The organism is Luteimonas sp. MC1750 (assembly GCF_016615955.1).
GTDB lineage: Bacteria > Pseudomonadota > Gammaproteobacteria > Xanthomonadales > Xanthomonadaceae > Luteimonas.
In genome coordinates, this window is the sequence record NZ_CP067113.1 from 2,241,083 (window position 1) to 2,254,332 (window position 13,250).

General features: G+C 65.7%; 23 protein-coding genes. All 23 read right to left on the bottom strand.

The genetic code is table 11. The features are described from left to right. Nucleotides 1–3: 3 nt before the first annotated feature. The 23 genes from rplO to fusA all read right to left on the bottom strand — a co-directional run bounded on the left by rplO (nt 4) and on the right by fusA (nt 13,127). Entirely contained in the window at nt 4–438 is a 435-nt protein-coding gene (gene rplO, locus JGR68_RS10475; protein ID WP_199363319.1) for a 50S ribosomal protein L15, read from the bottom strand. A 4-nt stretch (nt 439–442) separates the two neighbouring features. Then, the gene (gene rpmD, locus JGR68_RS10480) at nt 443–640 is read right to left on the bottom strand and encodes a 50S ribosomal protein L30 (protein ID WP_199363318.1); all 198 of its coding nucleotides are present in this window, start codon (nt 638–640) and stop codon (nt 443–445) included. Then, on the bottom strand, nt 633–1,172 hold the full coding sequence (rpsE, locus tag JGR68_RS10485; RefSeq protein ID WP_199363317.1) for a 30S ribosomal protein S5: 540 nt from the start codon (nt 1,170–1,172) through the stop codon (nt 633–635). The genes rpmD and rpsE overlap by 8 nt, the downstream gene beginning before the upstream one ends. Nucleotides 1,173–1,347: 175 nt before the next feature. Further along, nucleotides 1,348–1,701 (bottom strand): 50S ribosomal protein L18, encoded by a 354-nt coding sequence (gene rplR, locus JGR68_RS10490; protein WP_199363316.1) that lies wholly within the window; start codon nt 1,699–1,701, stop codon nt 1,348–1,350. A gap of 30 nt (nt 1,702–1,731) precedes the next feature. Further along, nucleotides 1,732–2,259 (bottom strand): 50S ribosomal protein L6, encoded by a 528-nt coding sequence (gene rplF / locus JGR68_RS10495; RefSeq protein ID WP_199363315.1) that lies wholly within the window; start codon nt 2,257–2,259, stop codon nt 1,732–1,734. A 13-nt stretch (nt 2,260–2,272) separates the two neighbouring features. After that, nucleotides 2,273–2,668, bottom strand: coding sequence for a 30S ribosomal protein S8 (rpsH, locus tag JGR68_RS10500; RefSeq protein WP_199363314.1), 396 nt, complete (start codon nt 2,666–2,668; stop codon nt 2,273–2,275). 84 nt (nt 2,669–2,752) lie between these two features. Continuing rightward, nucleotides 2,753–3,058 (bottom strand): 30S ribosomal protein S14, encoded by a 306-nt coding sequence (gene rpsN / locus JGR68_RS10505; protein ID WP_199363312.1) that lies wholly within the window; start codon nt 3,056–3,058, stop codon nt 2,753–2,755. Between the two features lie 14 nt (nt 3,059–3,072). Further along, nucleotides 3,073–3,615 carry a 50S ribosomal protein L5 gene (rplE, locus tag JGR68_RS10510; RefSeq protein ID WP_199363310.1) on the bottom strand — a complete coding sequence of 181 codons (543 nt, stop codon included), beginning with the start codon at nt 3,613–3,615 and terminating at the stop codon, nt 3,073–3,075. A 10-nt stretch (nt 3,616–3,625) separates the two neighbouring features. Beyond that, nucleotides 3,626–3,940 carry a 50S ribosomal protein L24 gene (gene rplX / locus JGR68_RS10515; RefSeq protein ID WP_199363308.1) on the bottom strand — a complete coding sequence of 105 codons (315 nt, stop codon included), beginning with the start codon at nt 3,938–3,940 and terminating at the stop codon, nt 3,626–3,628. Between the two features lie 22 nt (nt 3,941–3,962). Continuing rightward, nucleotides 3,963–4,331, bottom strand: a complete 369-nt coding sequence (gene rplN / locus JGR68_RS10520; RefSeq protein ID WP_199363307.1) for a 50S ribosomal protein L14 — start codon at nt 4,329–4,331, stop codon at nt 3,963–3,965. 12 nt (nt 4,332–4,343) lie between these two features. Beyond that, the gene (gene rpsQ, locus JGR68_RS10525; protein WP_199363305.1) at nt 4,344–4,610 is read right to left on the bottom strand and encodes a 30S ribosomal protein S17; all 267 of its coding nucleotides are present in this window, start codon (nt 4,608–4,610) and stop codon (nt 4,344–4,346) included. A gap of 13 nt (nt 4,611–4,623) precedes the next feature. Then, entirely contained in the window at nt 4,624–4,809 is a 186-nt protein-coding gene (rpmC, locus tag JGR68_RS10530) for a 50S ribosomal protein L29 (protein ID WP_199363304.1), read from the bottom strand. Continuing rightward, nucleotides 4,809–5,222, bottom strand: a complete 414-nt coding sequence (gene rplP / locus JGR68_RS10535; protein ID WP_199363302.1) for a 50S ribosomal protein L16 — start codon at nt 5,220–5,222, stop codon at nt 4,809–4,811. Before rplP ends, rpmC begins: the two co-directional genes overlap by 1 nt. A gap of 3 nt (nt 5,223–5,225) precedes the next feature. Then, complete coding sequence (rpsC, locus tag JGR68_RS10540) at nt 5,226–5,966, bottom strand: 30S ribosomal protein S3 (protein ID WP_199363300.1); 741 nt, start codon at nt 5,964–5,966, stop codon at nt 5,226–5,228. A gap of 4 nt (nt 5,967–5,970) precedes the next feature. Then, complete coding sequence (gene rplV, locus JGR68_RS10545; protein ID WP_199363299.1) at nt 5,971–6,306, bottom strand: 50S ribosomal protein L22; 336 nt, start codon at nt 6,304–6,306, stop codon at nt 5,971–5,973. 10 nt (nt 6,307–6,316) lie between these two features. After that, nucleotides 6,317–6,583, bottom strand: a complete 267-nt coding sequence (gene rpsS / locus JGR68_RS10550) for a 30S ribosomal protein S19 (RefSeq protein WP_199363297.1) — start codon at nt 6,581–6,583, stop codon at nt 6,317–6,319. Between the two features lie 6 nt (nt 6,584–6,589). Then, nucleotides 6,590–7,417: a 50S ribosomal protein L2 gene (gene rplB, locus JGR68_RS10555; protein WP_199363295.1), complete on the bottom strand. Its 828-nt coding sequence runs from the start codon at nt 7,415–7,417 to the stop codon at nt 6,590–6,592. Nucleotides 7,418–7,427: 10 nt separating this feature from the next. Next, entirely contained in the window at nt 7,428–7,730 is a 303-nt protein-coding gene (gene rplW, locus JGR68_RS10560; protein ID WP_199363294.1) for a 50S ribosomal protein L23, read from the bottom strand. Further along, the gene (gene rplD / locus JGR68_RS10565) at nt 7,727–8,332 is read right to left on the bottom strand and encodes a 50S ribosomal protein L4 (RefSeq protein WP_199363352.1); all 606 of its coding nucleotides are present in this window, start codon (nt 8,330–8,332) and stop codon (nt 7,727–7,729) included. The genes rplW and rplD overlap by 4 nt, the downstream gene beginning before the upstream one ends. 12 nt (nt 8,333–8,344) lie before the next feature. Continuing rightward, nucleotides 8,345–8,998 (bottom strand): 50S ribosomal protein L3, encoded by a 654-nt coding sequence (rplC, locus tag JGR68_RS10570; protein WP_199363293.1) that lies wholly within the window; start codon nt 8,996–8,998, stop codon nt 8,345–8,347. Between the two features lie 10 nt (nt 8,999–9,008). After that, nucleotides 9,009–9,320 carry a 30S ribosomal protein S10 gene (gene rpsJ, locus JGR68_RS10575; RefSeq protein WP_024891232.1) on the bottom strand — a complete coding sequence of 104 codons (312 nt, stop codon included), beginning with the start codon at nt 9,318–9,320 and terminating at the stop codon, nt 9,009–9,011. A 469-nt stretch (nt 9,321–9,789) separates the two neighbouring features. Next, complete coding sequence (tuf, locus tag JGR68_RS10580; protein ID WP_199363292.1) at nt 9,790–10,980, bottom strand: elongation factor Tu; 1,191 nt, start codon at nt 10,978–10,980, stop codon at nt 9,790–9,792. 50 nt (nt 10,981–11,030) lie between these two features. Further along, the gene (gene fusA, locus JGR68_RS10585) at nt 11,031–13,127 is read right to left on the bottom strand and encodes an elongation factor G (RefSeq protein WP_199363291.1); all 2,097 of its coding nucleotides are present in this window, start codon (nt 13,125–13,127) and stop codon (nt 11,031–11,033) included. Nucleotides 13,128–13,250: the final 123 nt, after the last annotated feature.

Consider the following 13,250-nt stretch of genomic DNA (forward strand, 5'->3'; position numbering starts at 1 on the left):
TGCTTACTCCTCGACCTTGCCGCCGGCGGCTTCGATCGCCGCGCGGGCACCGGCCGTGGCCAGCAGGCCCTTCAGCACCAGGGCCTTGCCGATCTCGCCCTTGAGCACGATCTTGGCGCGCTTGGCGGTGGACGGCACCAGCTTCGCGGCGCGCAGCGCCTTGAAGTCGATGTCGCCTTCCAGGCGGTCAAGCTGGTACAGCATGACTTCGGCGGTGTCGCCGGCGATGCGCGAACGGAAGCCGACCTTGGGCAGGCGCTTGCGCAGCGGCATCTGGCCGCCTTCGAAGCCGGCCTTGATCTTGCCCTTGCCCGAGCGGGCGAAGGAACCCTTGTGGCCGCGACCGGCGGTCTTGCCGAGGCCGGAGCCGATGCCGCGGCCGACGCGCTTGCGGTCGGTGCGGGCGCCCTCTGCGGGCTGCATGGTGTTGAGCTTCATGTGCTTATTCCTCGACCCGGACCAGGTAGTGGACCTTGTTGATGAGGCCACGGACCTGCGGGCTGTCCTTCAGTTCGCGGACGCTGTTGAGCTTGCCAAGGCCCAGGGCCTTGACGGACAGGCGGTGCTTGGCCTGCGAGCCGCGGAGGCCCTTGACCAGGCGCACCTTGACGGTGCCGCTGCCGGCTTCGTTCTTAGCCATGGACGATGTCCTCCAGCTTCTTGCCGCGCTTGGCCGCGATGTCGCCGGGCGAGTGCATGCCGGCGAGGCCCTTGACCGTGGCGCGGACGAGGTTGATCGGGTTGCGCGAACCGACGGCCTTGGCCAGCACGTCCTTGACGCCCACGGCCTCGAGCACGGCGCGCATCGCGCCACCGGCGATGACGCCGGTACCTTCCGAGGCAGGCTGCATGAACACGCGGGCGGCGCCGTGGCCGGCCTTCACCGTGTGGTACAGCGTGCCGCCGTTGAGATGCACGCTGGTCATGTTGCGGCGCGCCTGCTCCATCGACTTCTGGATGGCAACGGGGACCTCGCGGGCCTTGCCGTAGCCGAAGCCGACCTTGCCGGCGCCGTCACCGACCACGGTGAGCGCGGTGAAGGTGAACTGGCGGCCACCCTTGACCGTCTTGCTGACGCGGTTGACCGCGATCAGCTTCTCGATCATGCCGTCGTCGATTTCCTCGCGGTTGCGGTCGCGGTCACGACCGCGCGGTGCGCGTTCTTCTGCCATTTCGATGCTGCCTGTGTTGTTGAGGGATGTACGGCTTGGCGCCGCTTATGGTTGTGGTGTGGATCGGTGGACCGCGTTCCCGGGCAGAAGCCGGAAGGCGTCCGATGCAGCCCGCATCGGCAGGAGGCGAAGGGTGGGGCCTGCGCCCCACCCTTTCAATGCGTCGTCGTGACGCTTAGAACTGCAGGCCGCCTTCGCGCGCGGCGTCGGCCAGGGCCTTGATCCGCCCATGATACCTGTAACCGGAGCGGTCGAAGGCAACCGCGTCGATCCCGGCGGCCTTGGCCTTCTCCGCGATCGCGCGGCCGACCTTGGCGGCGGCCTCGATGTTGTTGCGGTTCTTCAGGCCTTCGCCCACGTCGGCCTGGGTGGTGCTGGCGGCAGCCAGGACCTTCGAGCCGTCGGCGGTGAACACCTGGGCGTAGAGGTGCTGGCCGGTGCGCAGCACCGACAGGCGCGGAACGCCGAGTTCGCGGATATGGGCGCGCGTCGACTTGGCGCGGCGCAGGCGGGCAATTTTCTTCTGCATGGTCTCGTTCTCCGAAAGCTGAAGGCCGGCTTAGGCCTTCTTGGCTTCCTTGCGGATGATGTTCTCGCCGGCGTACTTGACGCCCTTGCCCTTGTACGGCTCCGGCGGACGGTAGCCGCGGATCTTGGCGGCCACTTCGCCGACCTGCTGCTTGTCAGCGCCGTTGACCACGATTTCGGTCTGGGTCGGGGTGCTGATGGTGATTCCCGCCGGCGGCTTGAACAGCACCGGGTGGGAGAAACCGAGCGACAGGTTCAGGTCCTGGCCCTGCATGGCGGCACGGTAGCCGACGCCGACCAGCTCGAGCTTGCGCTCGAAGCCTTCGGAGACGCCCTGGACCATGTTGGCGATGACCGAGCGCATGGTGCCGGTGATCGCCATGTCTTCGGCGGTTGCCGGGGACAGGACGAGCTGGCCGTCTTCCATGTTGAACTCGACGCCGGACGGCATCGCCATCGACAGCGAGCCCTTCGGGCCCTTCGCGACGACGGTGCCGTCCTGGATCTTCAGCTCCACGCCCTTCGCCAGCGGGATGGGCTTCTTGGCAATTCGGGACATTACGGTTCCTCCCTTAGGCCACGAAGCACAGGACCTCGCCGCCGACGCCCAGTTGGCGCGCCTGCGCATCGGTCATGATGCCCTTCGAGGTGGAGATGATGGCGATGCCGAGGCCGTTGAGGACCTTGGGCAGTTCGGACTTGCCGCGGTAGTGGCGCAGGCCGGAGCGCGAAATGCGCTGCATGCGCTCGATGACCGGGCGGCCCTCGTAGTACTTCAGTTCGATCTCGAGCTCGGCCTTGGCGCCGTTCTCGTTCACGCGTGCGCCGGCGATGTAGCCTTCATCCTGCAGCACCTTGGCGATGGCCACCTTGGTCTTGGAGGACGGCATCTTCACCGTCGGCTTGCCGACGGCCGCCGCATTGCGCATGCGGGTCAGCATATCGGCGATGGGATCAGTCATGCTCATTGATGAATACCTTTGAGTGCACCGATATCCGCGGGATTGCGAATTCGTTGGACCGGGCCCTCGCGGACCCGGGTGTCGCTGTGGTTACCAGCTCGCCTTGCGCAGGCCGGGAACGTCACCGTTCATCGTCGCCTTGCGCAGCATGTTGCGGCCCAGGCCGAACTTGCTGTACACGGCGCGCGGACGGCCGGTCAGGGCGCAACGCGTGGTCTGGCGCGAGGGCGAGGAATCGCGGGGAAGCTTCTGCAGCTTGACCGCCGCGTCCATCTTCTCCTCGTAGCTCGCCGACTCGCTGCTGACGATCTTCTTCAGCTCGTCGCGCTTGGCGGCGAACTTCTTCGCCAGCTTCGCGCGCTTCGCTTCGCGGTTGATCATTGAGGTCTTGGCCATGGTCTCTTGTCCGGTCAGTTGCGGAACGGGAAGCGGAACGCCTCGAGCAGGGCGCGGGCTTCGTCGTTGGTCTTGGCGGTCGTGGTGATGGCGATGTCCATGCCACGCAGGGCGTCGACCTGGTCGAAATCGATCTCCGGGAAGATGATCTGTTCCTTGACGCCCATGTTGTAGTTGCCACGGCCGTCGAACGAACGACCCGAGACGCCACGGAAGTCGCGGACGCGCGGCAGCGCGACGTTGACCAGGCGGTCGAAGAACTCGTACATGTGGGCCCTGCGCAGCGTGACCTTGCAGCCGATCGGCCAGCCGTCGCGGATCTTGAACGAGGCCACCGACACGCGCGACTTGGTGACCAGCGGCTTCTGACCGGAGATCTTGGCCATGTCGGCGGTGGCGTTCTCGAGCACCTTCTTGTTCGCGGCGGCTTCGCCCACGCCCATGTTGAGCGTGATCTTGCTCAGGCGCGGAACCTGCATCGGATTCGTGTAGCCGAACTGCTCGGTGAGCTTCGGCACCACTTCTTCCTTGTAGAACTTTTCCAGACGGGTGGTCATTTCACATTCCTCAGGCGTCAATCGCCTCACCACTCGAGCGGAACACGCGTACGCGGCGTCCATCCTCGAGGACCTTGGTTCCAATGCGCTCGCCCTTGCCCGAGGCAGGGTTGAAGTGCATCACGTTCGAAGCGTCGATCGGAGCTTCGCGCTCGATCACGCCGCCCGGCTGGTTGGCCTGGGGGTTGGGCTTGGTGTGGCGCTTGATGATGTTGACGTTCGCGACGACAACCTTCTCGCCGAGCACGCGGACGACTTCGCCCTGCTTGCCCTTGTCCTTGCCTGCGGTGACGACGACGCGGTCACCCTTCTTGATGCGGTTCATGTCGGTTTCCTCTTCGTCCGGCTCAGAGCACTTCGGGTGCGAGCGAGACGATCTTCATGAACTTCTCGGAGCGCAGCTCGCGGGTCACGGGCCCGAAGATGCGGGTGCCGATCGGCTCCTGCTTGTTGTTGAGCAGCACGGCGGCGTTGCCGTCGAAGCGGATCAGCGAACCATCGGCACGACGCACGCCCTTGCGGGTGCGCACCACGACGGCGTCGTAGACCTCGCCCTTCTTGACCTTGCCGCGCGGAATGGCGTCCTTGACGGACACCTTGATGATGTCACCGATGCCGGCGTAGCGACGCTTCGAGCCGCCCAGCACCTTGATGCACATCACTTCCTTGGCACCGGAGTTGTCCGCCACCGTCAGGTGGCTCTGCATCTGGATCATTTCGGAGCCTCCTTATTCAGCGGCGCGCGTGACGATTTCGACGACGCGCCAGTTCTTGGTCTTGGACATCGGCGCGATCTCCACAACCCGGACGGTGTCGCCCTCGTTGCAGGAGTTCTCGGCGTCGTGCGCGTGCAGCTTGGTCGAGCGACGGATGTACTTGCCGTACAGCGCGTGCTTGACCTGGCGCTCGACGAGCACCGTCACGGTCTTGTCCATCTTGTTGCTGACGACGCGGCCTTCGACCGTGCGCAGCTTCTTTTCGGTATTTTCGGTCATGTCTGCCCGGTCCTTACTGCTTGGCGCCGAGGAGGGCGTTGACGCGAGCGATCTCGCGGCGTACCCGACGGGCGTCGTGGGTCTTGGCGAGCTGGCCGGTCGCCTTCTGCATGCGCAGCGAGAACTGCTCCTTCTGCAGCTCGAGCAGGTGCGCCTTCAGATCGTCCGAAGACTTCTGGCGGAGTTCCTTGATGTCCATCAGCGCACCGTCCGGGTCACGAAAGTGGTGGTGACCGAGAGCTTGGCGGCCGCCAGGCGGAACGCCTCGCGTGCCGTCACTTCATCGACGCCCTCGATCTCGTAGATCATGCGGCCGGGCTGGATCTGGGCCACCCAGTACTCGACGTTGCCCTTGCCCGAGCCCATGCGGACTTCGATCGGCTTCTTCGAGATCGGCTTGTCGGGGAACACGCGGATCCACATCTTGCCGCCGCGCTTGACGTAGCGGCTGATGGCACGACGCGCGGCCTCGATCTGGCGGGCGGTCAGCTGGCCGGTCTGAGTGGCCTTCAGGCCGAACTCGCCGAAGCTGACTGCGTTCGCGCTCCAGGACAGGCCGTCGTTGCGGCCCTTGTGCATCTTGCGGTATTTGGTTCGCTTGGGTTGCAGCATGACTTAGTCCCTCGCCTCGCGTTCGCGACGCGGGCCACGCGGGCGCTCGCGGTCGCCACGATCACCACGCTCGCCGCGCGGAGAATCGTCCTGCTTTTCCTGGCCGACCTGGGCGAAGTCGAAGATCTCGCCCTTGTAGATCCAGGTCTTGATTCCAATGATTCCGTAGGTCGTCTTGGCCTCGGCGAAGCCGTAGTCGACGTCGGCGCGCAGCGTGTGAAGCGGCACGCGACCTTCGCGGTACCACTCCGAACGCGCGATCTCGGCGCCGTTCAGGCGACCGGCCACGTTGACCTTGATGCCGAGCGCGCCCAGGCGCATCGCGTTGCCGACGGCGCGCTTCATCGCGCGGCGGAACATGATGCGGCGCTCGAGCTGCTGCGCGATCGACTCGGCGACCAGCTGCGCGTCGAGCTCAGGCTTGCGGACCTCGGTGACGTTGATGTGCGCCGGGACGCCCATCATGTCGCTGACTTCCTTGCGCAGCTTCTCGATGTCCTCGCCGCGCTTGCCGATCACCACGCCCGGGCGGGCGGTGTGGATCGTCACGCGGGCCGACTTCGAGGGACGCTCGATCAGGATCTTGCTGATCCCGGCGGCGGCCAGCTTCTTGCGGAGCATCTCGCGGACCTTCAGGTCCGACGCCAGGTACCCGGCGTATTCCTTCTTGCCGGCGTACCACTTGGAATTCCAGTCCTTGGAGATGCCCAGGCGGATGCCGGTGGGGTGAACTTTGTGACCCATATGCTTACTTCCCCTCGCCGACAACGACGGTGATGTGGCTGGTGCGCTTGAGGATGCGCGTGCCGCGACCCTTCGCCCGCGCCATGAAGCGCTTCAGCGTCGGGCCTTCGTCGACCATGATCGCCTTGACCTTCAGCTCGTCGACGTCCGCGCCGAGGTTGTTCTCGGCGTTGGAGGTGGCCGAATACACGACCTTGTAGATCAGGTGGGCGGCCTTCTTGTCGCTGAACTTCAGCAAGTCGAGGGCGCGCGAGGCCGAGAGGCCACGGACCTGGTCGGCGACCAGGCGTGCCTTCTGCGGGGAGATGCGCACGGTGCGCAGGATTGCCTTCGCTTCCATCGTCATCTCCTTAACGCGACTTCTTGTCGCCGCCATGACCCTTGAAGGTCCTGGTCAGGGCGAACTCGCCGAGCTTGTGGCCAACCATGTTCTCGTTGACCAGCACCGGGACGTGGTTGCGACCGTTGTGCACCGCGATGGTGAAACCCACCATCTCCGGGAGCACCATCGAACGGCGCGACCAGGTCTTGATCGGCTTCTTGGTGTTGCCCGCCGCTTCCACCTTCTTGACGAGGTGGTGGTCGACGAACGGGCCCTTCTTGAGTGAACGTGCCATGGTCGGTTAGCTCCTGCGGTCGCGCACGATGAACTGCTGCGTCCGCTTGTTGTGGCGGGTCTTGTAACCCTTGGTCGGCACGCCCCACGGGGTGACCGGGTGCGGGTTGCCCTGGCCGGCCTTGGCCTCACCACCGCCGTGCGGATGGTCGACCGGGTTCATGGCCGCGCCGCGGACGGTCGGCTTGATGCCGCGCCAGCGCTTGGCGCCCGCCTTGCCCAGCTTCTCCAGGTTGTGCTCGGAGTTGCCCACTTCGCCGATGGTCGCGCGGCACTCGGCCGGAACGCGGCGCATCTCGCCCGAACGCAGGCGGAGCGTGGCGTACACGCCCTCGCGCGCCACCAGCTGCACGCCGGCACCGGCGGCACGGGCGATCTGCGCGCCCTTGCCCGGCTTCATCTCGATGCAGTGCACGGTGGAGCCGACCGGGATGTTGCGCAGCGGCAGGGTGTTGCCGGCGCGGATCGGGGCGTCGTTGCCCGCGATCACCTGGTCGCCCGTCTTCAGGCCCTTGGGGGCGATGATGTAGCGGCGCTCACCGTCGATGTAGACCAGCAGCGCGATGTGCGCGGTGCGGTTGGGGTCGTACTCGATCCGCTCCACGCGCGCCGGGATGCCTTCCTTGTCGCGCTTGAAGTCGATGATGCGGTAATGCTGCTTGTGGCCACCACCGATGTGACGGGTGGTGATGCGGCCGTGGTGGTTGCGGCCACCGGTCTTGCTCTGCTTCTCGACCAGCGGCGCGTAGGGCGCACCCTTGTGCAGCTCGGGCGTGACCACGCGGACTGCACTGCGGCGGCCGGCGGAGGTGGGCTTGAAATTCATCAATGGCATGGGGGCTTCCTCAGGCCTTGGCGTTCATGACGTCGATCGACTGGCCTTCGGCAAGCGTCACATACGCCTTGCGCCAGTCGCCGCGACGGCCGTTGCGGTTGCGGAAGGCCTTCTGCTTGCCCTTCACGTTCAGCACGTTGACCGCTTCGACCTTGACGTCGAACAGCTTCTCGACCGCGATCTTGATGTCGGCCTTGGTGGCATCGGTCGCCACTTCGAACGCGTACTGGTTGGACACTTCCTGCAGGCGCGCGGTCTTCTCGGACACGCGCGGCGCACGGATCAGTGCATAAAGCTTGGCGTCGTTGATCATGCCAGCCACTCCTCGATCTTCTTCATGGCGTCGGCCGTGACCAGCACGCTGTCGGCACCGACCAGCGAGACCGGGTCCAGGCCCTGCACGTCGCGGATCTCGACGTAGGGCAGGTTGCGCGCGGACAGGTACAGGTGCTCCGAGGCGTCCTCGGTCACGATCAGCGGACGGCGGCCCAGGTCGAAGCCCTTGAGCTTCTCGACCAGCGCGCTCGTCTTCGTACCCTCGACGTCGAAGGTCTCGACGACCTGCAGTCGGCCCTGGCGGACCAGCTCGGAGAGGATCGCCATCATCGCCGCGCGGTACATCTTGCGGTTGACCTTCTGCTCGAAGCTGCGCGGCTTGGCCGCGAAGGTCACGCCGCCGCCGACGAAGATCGGGGCCGTCAGTGCGCCATGACGCGCGCCGCCGCCCTTCTGCTTCTTCGACTTCTTGGTCGTGCCGTTGACTTCGGAGCGCGTCTTCTGCGCCTTGGTGCCGGCACGACCCGCATTGCGGTACGCGACCACGACCTGGTGGACCAGGTCACGGTTGAACTCGCGACCGAACACCACGTCGGAGACCGACATCTTGTTGCTGCTACCCGTAATAGAGAGTTCCATCGTCATCTCTCCTTATCCTTTGCTCGCGGGACGCACGATCACGTCTCCGCCCGGCGCGCCCGGAACCGCACCCTTCACGGCGATCAGGCCGCGCTCGGCGTCGACCCGGACCACCTCGAGGTTCTGCGTGCTCTGACGGACGGCACCCATGTGGCCTGCCATCTTCTTGCCCGGGAACACGCGGCCCGGAGTCTGGCGCTGGCCGATCGAGCCCGGCGAGCGGTGCGACAACGAGTTGCCGTGCGTCGCGTCGCCCATGCTGAAGTTCCAGCGCTTGATCGTGCCCTGGAAGCCCTTGCCCTTGGTCACGCCCTGGACGTCGACCATCTGGCCAACCTCGAAGATGTCGGCCTTGATCTCGCCGCCCACTTCGAAGTCGCCGATCTTGTCGTCGGCCACGCGCAGCTCCCAGAGGCCACGACCGGCCTCGACCTTGGCCTTGGCCAGGTGGCCGGCTTCGGGCTTGTTCACCAGCACGGCGCGCTTGCTGCCGACGGTGACCTGCACGGCGCTGTAGCCGTCGGTCGCGCTGGTCTTCACCTGGGTGATGCGGTTCGGGGTGGCTTCGATCAGGGTCACCGGGATGGACTGGCCGTCCTCGGTGAACACCCGGCTCATGCCGGCCTTGCGACCGACGATTCCCAGCGAATACTTCTTCGCAGTCATGTCAGTGGCCTCAGGTCAGCTTGATCTGGACGTCGACGCCGGCCGCGAGCTCGAGCTTCATCAGCGCGTCCACGGTCTTGTCGTTGGGGTCGACGATGTCAAGCACGCGCTTGTGCGTGCGGGTTTCGTACTGGTCACGCGCATCCTTGTCGACGTGCGGCGACGTCAGGATGGTGTAACGCTCGATCTTGGTCGGCAGGGGGATCGGGCCGCGCACCTGGGCGCCCGTCCGCTTGGCCGTTTCGACGATCTCGCTGGCCGAACGGTCGATCAGTCGATGATCGAACGCCTTCAGCCGGATCCGGATCTTTTGGTCCGCCATGACGGAATTCCTTCGTTAAAAGAGCGACAGGCCCGCGGCTGGGTGCGCGGAACCCCGTGGATTCATTGGCTGCCGAGGCTGACGACCCGCGCCACGGCGACCTTCCCTGCAAAAAACAAGGCAGGCCGGTGACCCGGCCCGCCCAGACGGAGAAGCGAACGCGACGATTCCCCTGGTCCGCTGTGTCCCGAAGAGCTTCGGGAGGGACCGGGGTACTGCCGCGCGACGTGTTCCCTGTCTGGCGAAGACGAGGCGCATCCTGCACCTCATTTCGCGATTCCGGCGAAGGCCCGAAGGCATCCGCCGGAGTGGTCAGCGATTATAGCGGGCTCCCAAGGAAAAGCGCAACACCCGGGAACCGAAAAAGCCGTCGGCGCAAGCCGATGGCCCCGTCGGCGTTATCCGGACCACGGTCCGGATCAACGGCGACCCGTATCGCGGCGGCCAAAGGCCGCCGGGATACGCCTGCTTACTTGAGGATCTTGGCGACCACGCCCGCGCCGACCGTACGGCCACCCTCGCGGATCGCGAAGCGCAGGCCCTCGTCCATCGCGATCGGGTTGATCAGCGAGACCACCATCTTCACGTTGTCGCCCGGCATCACCATCTCGACGCCCTCCGGCAGCTCGCAGGCGCCGGTGATGTCGGTGGTGCGGAAGTAGAACTGCGGACGGTAGCCCTTGAAGAACGGCGTGTGGCGGCCGCCCTCGTCCTTCGACAGCACGTACACCTCGGCCTCGAAGTCCGTGTGCGGCTTGATCGAACCCGGCTTGCACAGCACCTGGCCGCGCTCGACGTCATCGCGCTTGGTGCCGCGCAGCAGCAGGCCGGCGTTGTCGCCCGCCTGGCCCTGGTCGAGCAGCTTGCGGAACATCTCGACGCCGGTCACGGTCGTCTTCTGGGTGTCGCGGATACCGACGATCTCGATTTCCTCGCCCACCTTGATGATGCCGCGCTCGATGCGGCCGGTCACCACGGTGCCGCGGCCCGAGATCGAGAACACGTCTTCCACCGGCATCAGGAAGGTCTTGTCGATGTCACGCTCCGGCTCCGGGATCCAGGTGTCCAGCGCCTCGACCAGCTTGATGATCGCCGGCACGCCGATGTCCGACTGGTCGCCTTCCAGCGCCTTGAGCGCCGAACCGTGGATGATCGGGGTGTCGTCGCCCGGGAAGTCGTACTTCGACAGCAGCTCGCGCACTTCCATCTCGACCAGCTCGAGGAGCTCCGCGTCGTCGACCATGTCGGCCTTGTTCAGGAACACCACGATGTACGGCACGCCGACCTGGCGCGCCAGCAGGATGTGCTCGCGCGTCTGCGGCATCGGGCCGTCAGCGGCCGAGCACACCAGGATCGCGCCGTCCATCTGCGCCGCACCGGTGATCATGTTCTTGACGTAGTCGGCGTGCCCGGGGCAGTCGACGTGCGCGTAGTGGCGGTTCGGGCTCTCGTACTCCACGTGCGAGGTCGAGATCGTGATGCCACGCGCCTTCTCTTCCGGCGCCTTGTCGATCGCGTCATAGGCGTGGAATTCGCCGCCGAAACGCTCCGCACCGATCTTCGTCAGCGCCGCCGTCAGCGTCGTCTTGCCGTGGTCCACGTGACCGATCGTGCCCACGTTCACGTGGGGCTTGGTGCGCTCGAACTTACCCTTGGCCATGATTGCAGTCTCTCTAGAGTTGGTTGTCTGGTTGCCGTCGCCGGCGCGGCTTACTTCTTCTTCACCACTTCATCGGCGATGTTCGACGGCGCTTCCGCGTAGTGGTCGAACTCCATCGTGAAGGTGGCGCGGCCCTGCGACATCGAGCGCAGGCTGGTGGCATAGCCGAACATCTCGCCCAGCGGGATCATCGCGTTGATGATCTTGCCCGACAGGCTGTCGTCCTGGCCCTGGAGGATGCCGCGGCGGCGGCTCACGTCGCCCATGACGTCACCCAGGTAGTCCTCGGGGCTGACGATCTCGACCTTCATGATCGGCTCGAGCAGGACCGGCGAGGCCCTCTGGAAACCTTCCTTGAAGCCCATCGAGCCCGCGATCTTGAACGCCATTTCGGACGAGTCGACCTCGTGGTACGAACCGTCGTACAGCTTCACCTTGACGTCCACGATCGGATAGCCGGCGAGGATGCCGTTGGCCACCGCTTCCTGGATGCCCTTGTCGACGGCCGGGATGTATTCCTTCGGCACAACGCCGCCGACGATCGCGTTCTCGAACTCGTAGCCGGTACCCGGCTCCTGCGGCGAGATCTCGAGCCACACGTGGCCGAACTGGCCCTTGCCGCCCGACTGGCGGACGAACTTGCCTTCCGACTTGACCGTCTTGCGGATGGTCTCGCGGTAGGCCACCTGCGGCTTGCCGACGTTGGCCTCGACGTTGAACTCGCGCTTCATGCGGTCGACGATGATGTCCAGGTGCAGCTCGCCCATGCCGGCGATGATGGTCTGGCCGGATTCCTCGTCGGTGCGGACGCGGAACGAGGGATCTTCCTGCGCCAGGCGGCCCAGGGCGATGCCCATCTTTTCCTGGTCGGACTTGGTCTTCGGCTCCACGGCCATCGAGATGACCGGCTCCGGGAACACCATGCGCTCGAGCACGATCGGCGCGTCCTGGGCGCAGAGGGTGTCACCGGTGGTGACGTCCTTCAGGCCCACGGCAGCGGCGATGTCGCCCGCCAAAACTTCCTTGATCTCTTCGCGGTTGTTGGAATGCATCTGCAGCAGGCGGCCGATGCGCTCCTTCTTGCCCTTGACCGAGTTCAGCACCTGGTCGCCGGCGTTGAGCTTGCCCGAGTACACGCGGAAGAAGGTCAGCGAGCCCACGAACGGGTCGGTGATGATCTTGAACGCGAGCGCGGAGAACGGCGCGTTGTCGCTGGACTCGCGGCTCAGCTCCTTGGACTCGTCATCCACGTCCGTACCGCGGATCGAGGGCACGTCGACCGGCGACGGCAGCAGCTGCACGACGCCGTCGAGCATCGCCTGGACACCCTTGTTCTTGAACGCGGTGCCACAGAACATCGGCACGATCTCGGTGGCCAGGGTGCGCGCACGCAGGCCGGCGACGATCTCGTCCTCGGACAGCTCACCGCCCTCGAGGTACTTGTCCATCAGCGCCTCGTTGGCCTCGGCGGCCGACTCGACCATGTAGGCGCGCGCCTCCTTCGCCTGCTCGAGCAGCTCGGCGGGGACCTCGCGATACTCGAAGGTCAGGCCCTGGCTGGCGGTATCCCAGTGGATCGCCTTCATCTTCAGCAGGTCGACCACGCCCTCGAAGCCGTCCTCCGCGCCGATCGGCACCTGCATCGGCACGGGCGCGGCGCCCAGGCGCGACTTCAGCTGGTCGCGGACCTTGACGAAGTTGGCGCCGGTGCGGTCCATCTTGTTGACGAACGCGATGCGCGGGACCTTGTACTTGTTGGCCTGGCGCCACACGGTCTCGGACTGCGGCTGCACGCCGCCGACCGCGCAGAGCACGAACACCGCGCCGTCGAGCACGCGCAGCGAACGCTCCACCTCGATGGTGAAGTCGACGTGCCCGGGGGTGTCGATGATGTTGAAGCGGTGCTCGGGCAGGGTCTTGTCCATGCCCTTCCAGAACGCGGTCGTGGCGGCGGACTGGATCGTGATGCCGCGCTCCTGCTCCTGTTCCATCCAGTCCATGGTGGCGGCGCCGTCGTGCACTTCACCGAGCTTGTGGCTCTTGCCGGTGTAGAACAGGATGCGCTCGGACGTGGTGGTCTTGCCGGCATCGATGTGGGCCATGATGCCGAAGTTGCGATAGCGGTCGATGGGAGTGGTGCGGGCCACGGCGATCTCTCTGTATTTTTTGTCCACTGTCGCGGACGTGCGGAATGGTTCCGGATGGGCGAATGCCGCCCTGCGGCGGCACCCGGCCAAGCGATCATCTGGCCGGCGTCAGGCGCCGGCCGT

Bases quoted from the DNA above. Each gene is read 5' to 3' on its own strand.
- rplO (WP_199363319.1), bottom strand. From the start codon at position 438: ATGAAGCTCAACACCATGCAGCCCGCAGAGGGCGCCCGCACCGACCGC.
- rpmD (WP_199363318.1), bottom strand. From the start codon at position 640: ATGGCTAAGAACGAAGCCGGCAGCGGCACCGTCAAGGTGCGCCTGGTC.
- rpsE (WP_199363317.1), bottom strand. From the start codon at position 1,172: ATGGCAGAAGAACGCGCACCGCGCGGTCGTGACCGCGACCGCAACCGC.
- rplR (WP_199363316.1), bottom strand. From the start codon at position 1,701: ATGCAGAAGAAAATTGCCCGCCTGCGCCGCGCCAAGTCGACGCGCGCC.
- rplF (WP_199363315.1), bottom strand. From the start codon at position 2,259: ATGTCCCGAATTGCCAAGAAGCCCATCCCGCTGGCGAAGGGCGTGGAG.
- rpsH (WP_199363314.1), bottom strand. From the start codon at position 2,668: ATGAGCATGACTGATCCCATCGCCGATATGCTGACCCGCATGCGCAAT.
- rpsN (WP_199363312.1), bottom strand. From the start codon at position 3,058: ATGGCCAAGACCTCAATGATCAACCGCGAAGCGAAGCGCGCGAAGCTG.
- rplE (WP_199363310.1), bottom strand. From the start codon at position 3,615: ATGACCACCCGTCTGGAAAAGTTCTACAAGGAAGAAGTGGTGCCGAAG.
- rplX (WP_199363308.1), bottom strand. From the start codon at position 3,940: ATGAACCGCATCAAGAAGGGTGACCGCGTCGTCGTCACCGCAGGCAAG.
- rplN (WP_199363307.1), bottom strand. From the start codon at position 4,331: ATGATCCAGATGCAGAGCCACCTGACGGTGGCGGACAACTCCGGTGCC.
- rpsQ (WP_199363305.1), bottom strand. From the start codon at position 4,610: ATGACCGAAAATACCGAAAAGAAGCTGCGCACGGTCGAAGGCCGCGTC.
- rpmC (WP_199363304.1), bottom strand. From the start codon at position 4,809: ATGGACATCAAGGAACTCCGCCAGAAGTCTTCGGACGATCTGAAGGCG.
- rplP (WP_199363302.1), bottom strand. From the start codon at position 5,222: ATGCTGCAACCCAAGCGAACCAAATACCGCAAGATGCACAAGGGCCGC.
- rpsC (WP_199363300.1), bottom strand. From the start codon at position 5,966: ATGGGTCACAAAGTTCACCCCACCGGCATCCGCCTGGGCATCTCCAAG.
- rplV (WP_199363299.1), bottom strand. From the start codon at position 6,306: ATGGAAGCGAAGGCAATCCTGCGCACCGTGCGCATCTCCCCGCAGAAG.
- rpsS (WP_199363297.1), bottom strand. From the start codon at position 6,583: ATGGCACGTTCACTCAAGAAGGGCCCGTTCGTCGACCACCACCTCGTC.
- rplB (WP_199363295.1), bottom strand. From the start codon at position 7,417: ATGCCATTGATGAATTTCAAGCCCACCTCCGCCGGCCGCCGCAGTGCA.
- rplW (WP_199363294.1), bottom strand. From the start codon at position 7,730: ATGATCAACGACGCCAAGCTTTATGCACTGATCCGTGCGCCGCGCGTG.
- rplD (WP_199363352.1), bottom strand. From the start codon at position 8,332: ATGGAACTCTCTATTACGGGTAGCAGCAACAAGATGTCGGTCTCCGAC.
- rplC (WP_199363293.1), bottom strand. From the start codon at position 8,998: ATGACTGCGAAGAAGTATTCGCTGGGAATCGTCGGTCGCAAGGCCGGC.
- rpsJ (WP_024891232.1), bottom strand. From the start codon at position 9,320: ATGGCGGACCAAAAGATCCGGATCCGGCTGAAGGCGTTCGATCATCGA.
- tuf (WP_199363292.1), bottom strand. From the start codon at position 10,980: ATGGCCAAGGGTAAGTTCGAGCGCACCAAGCCCCACGTGAACGTGGGC.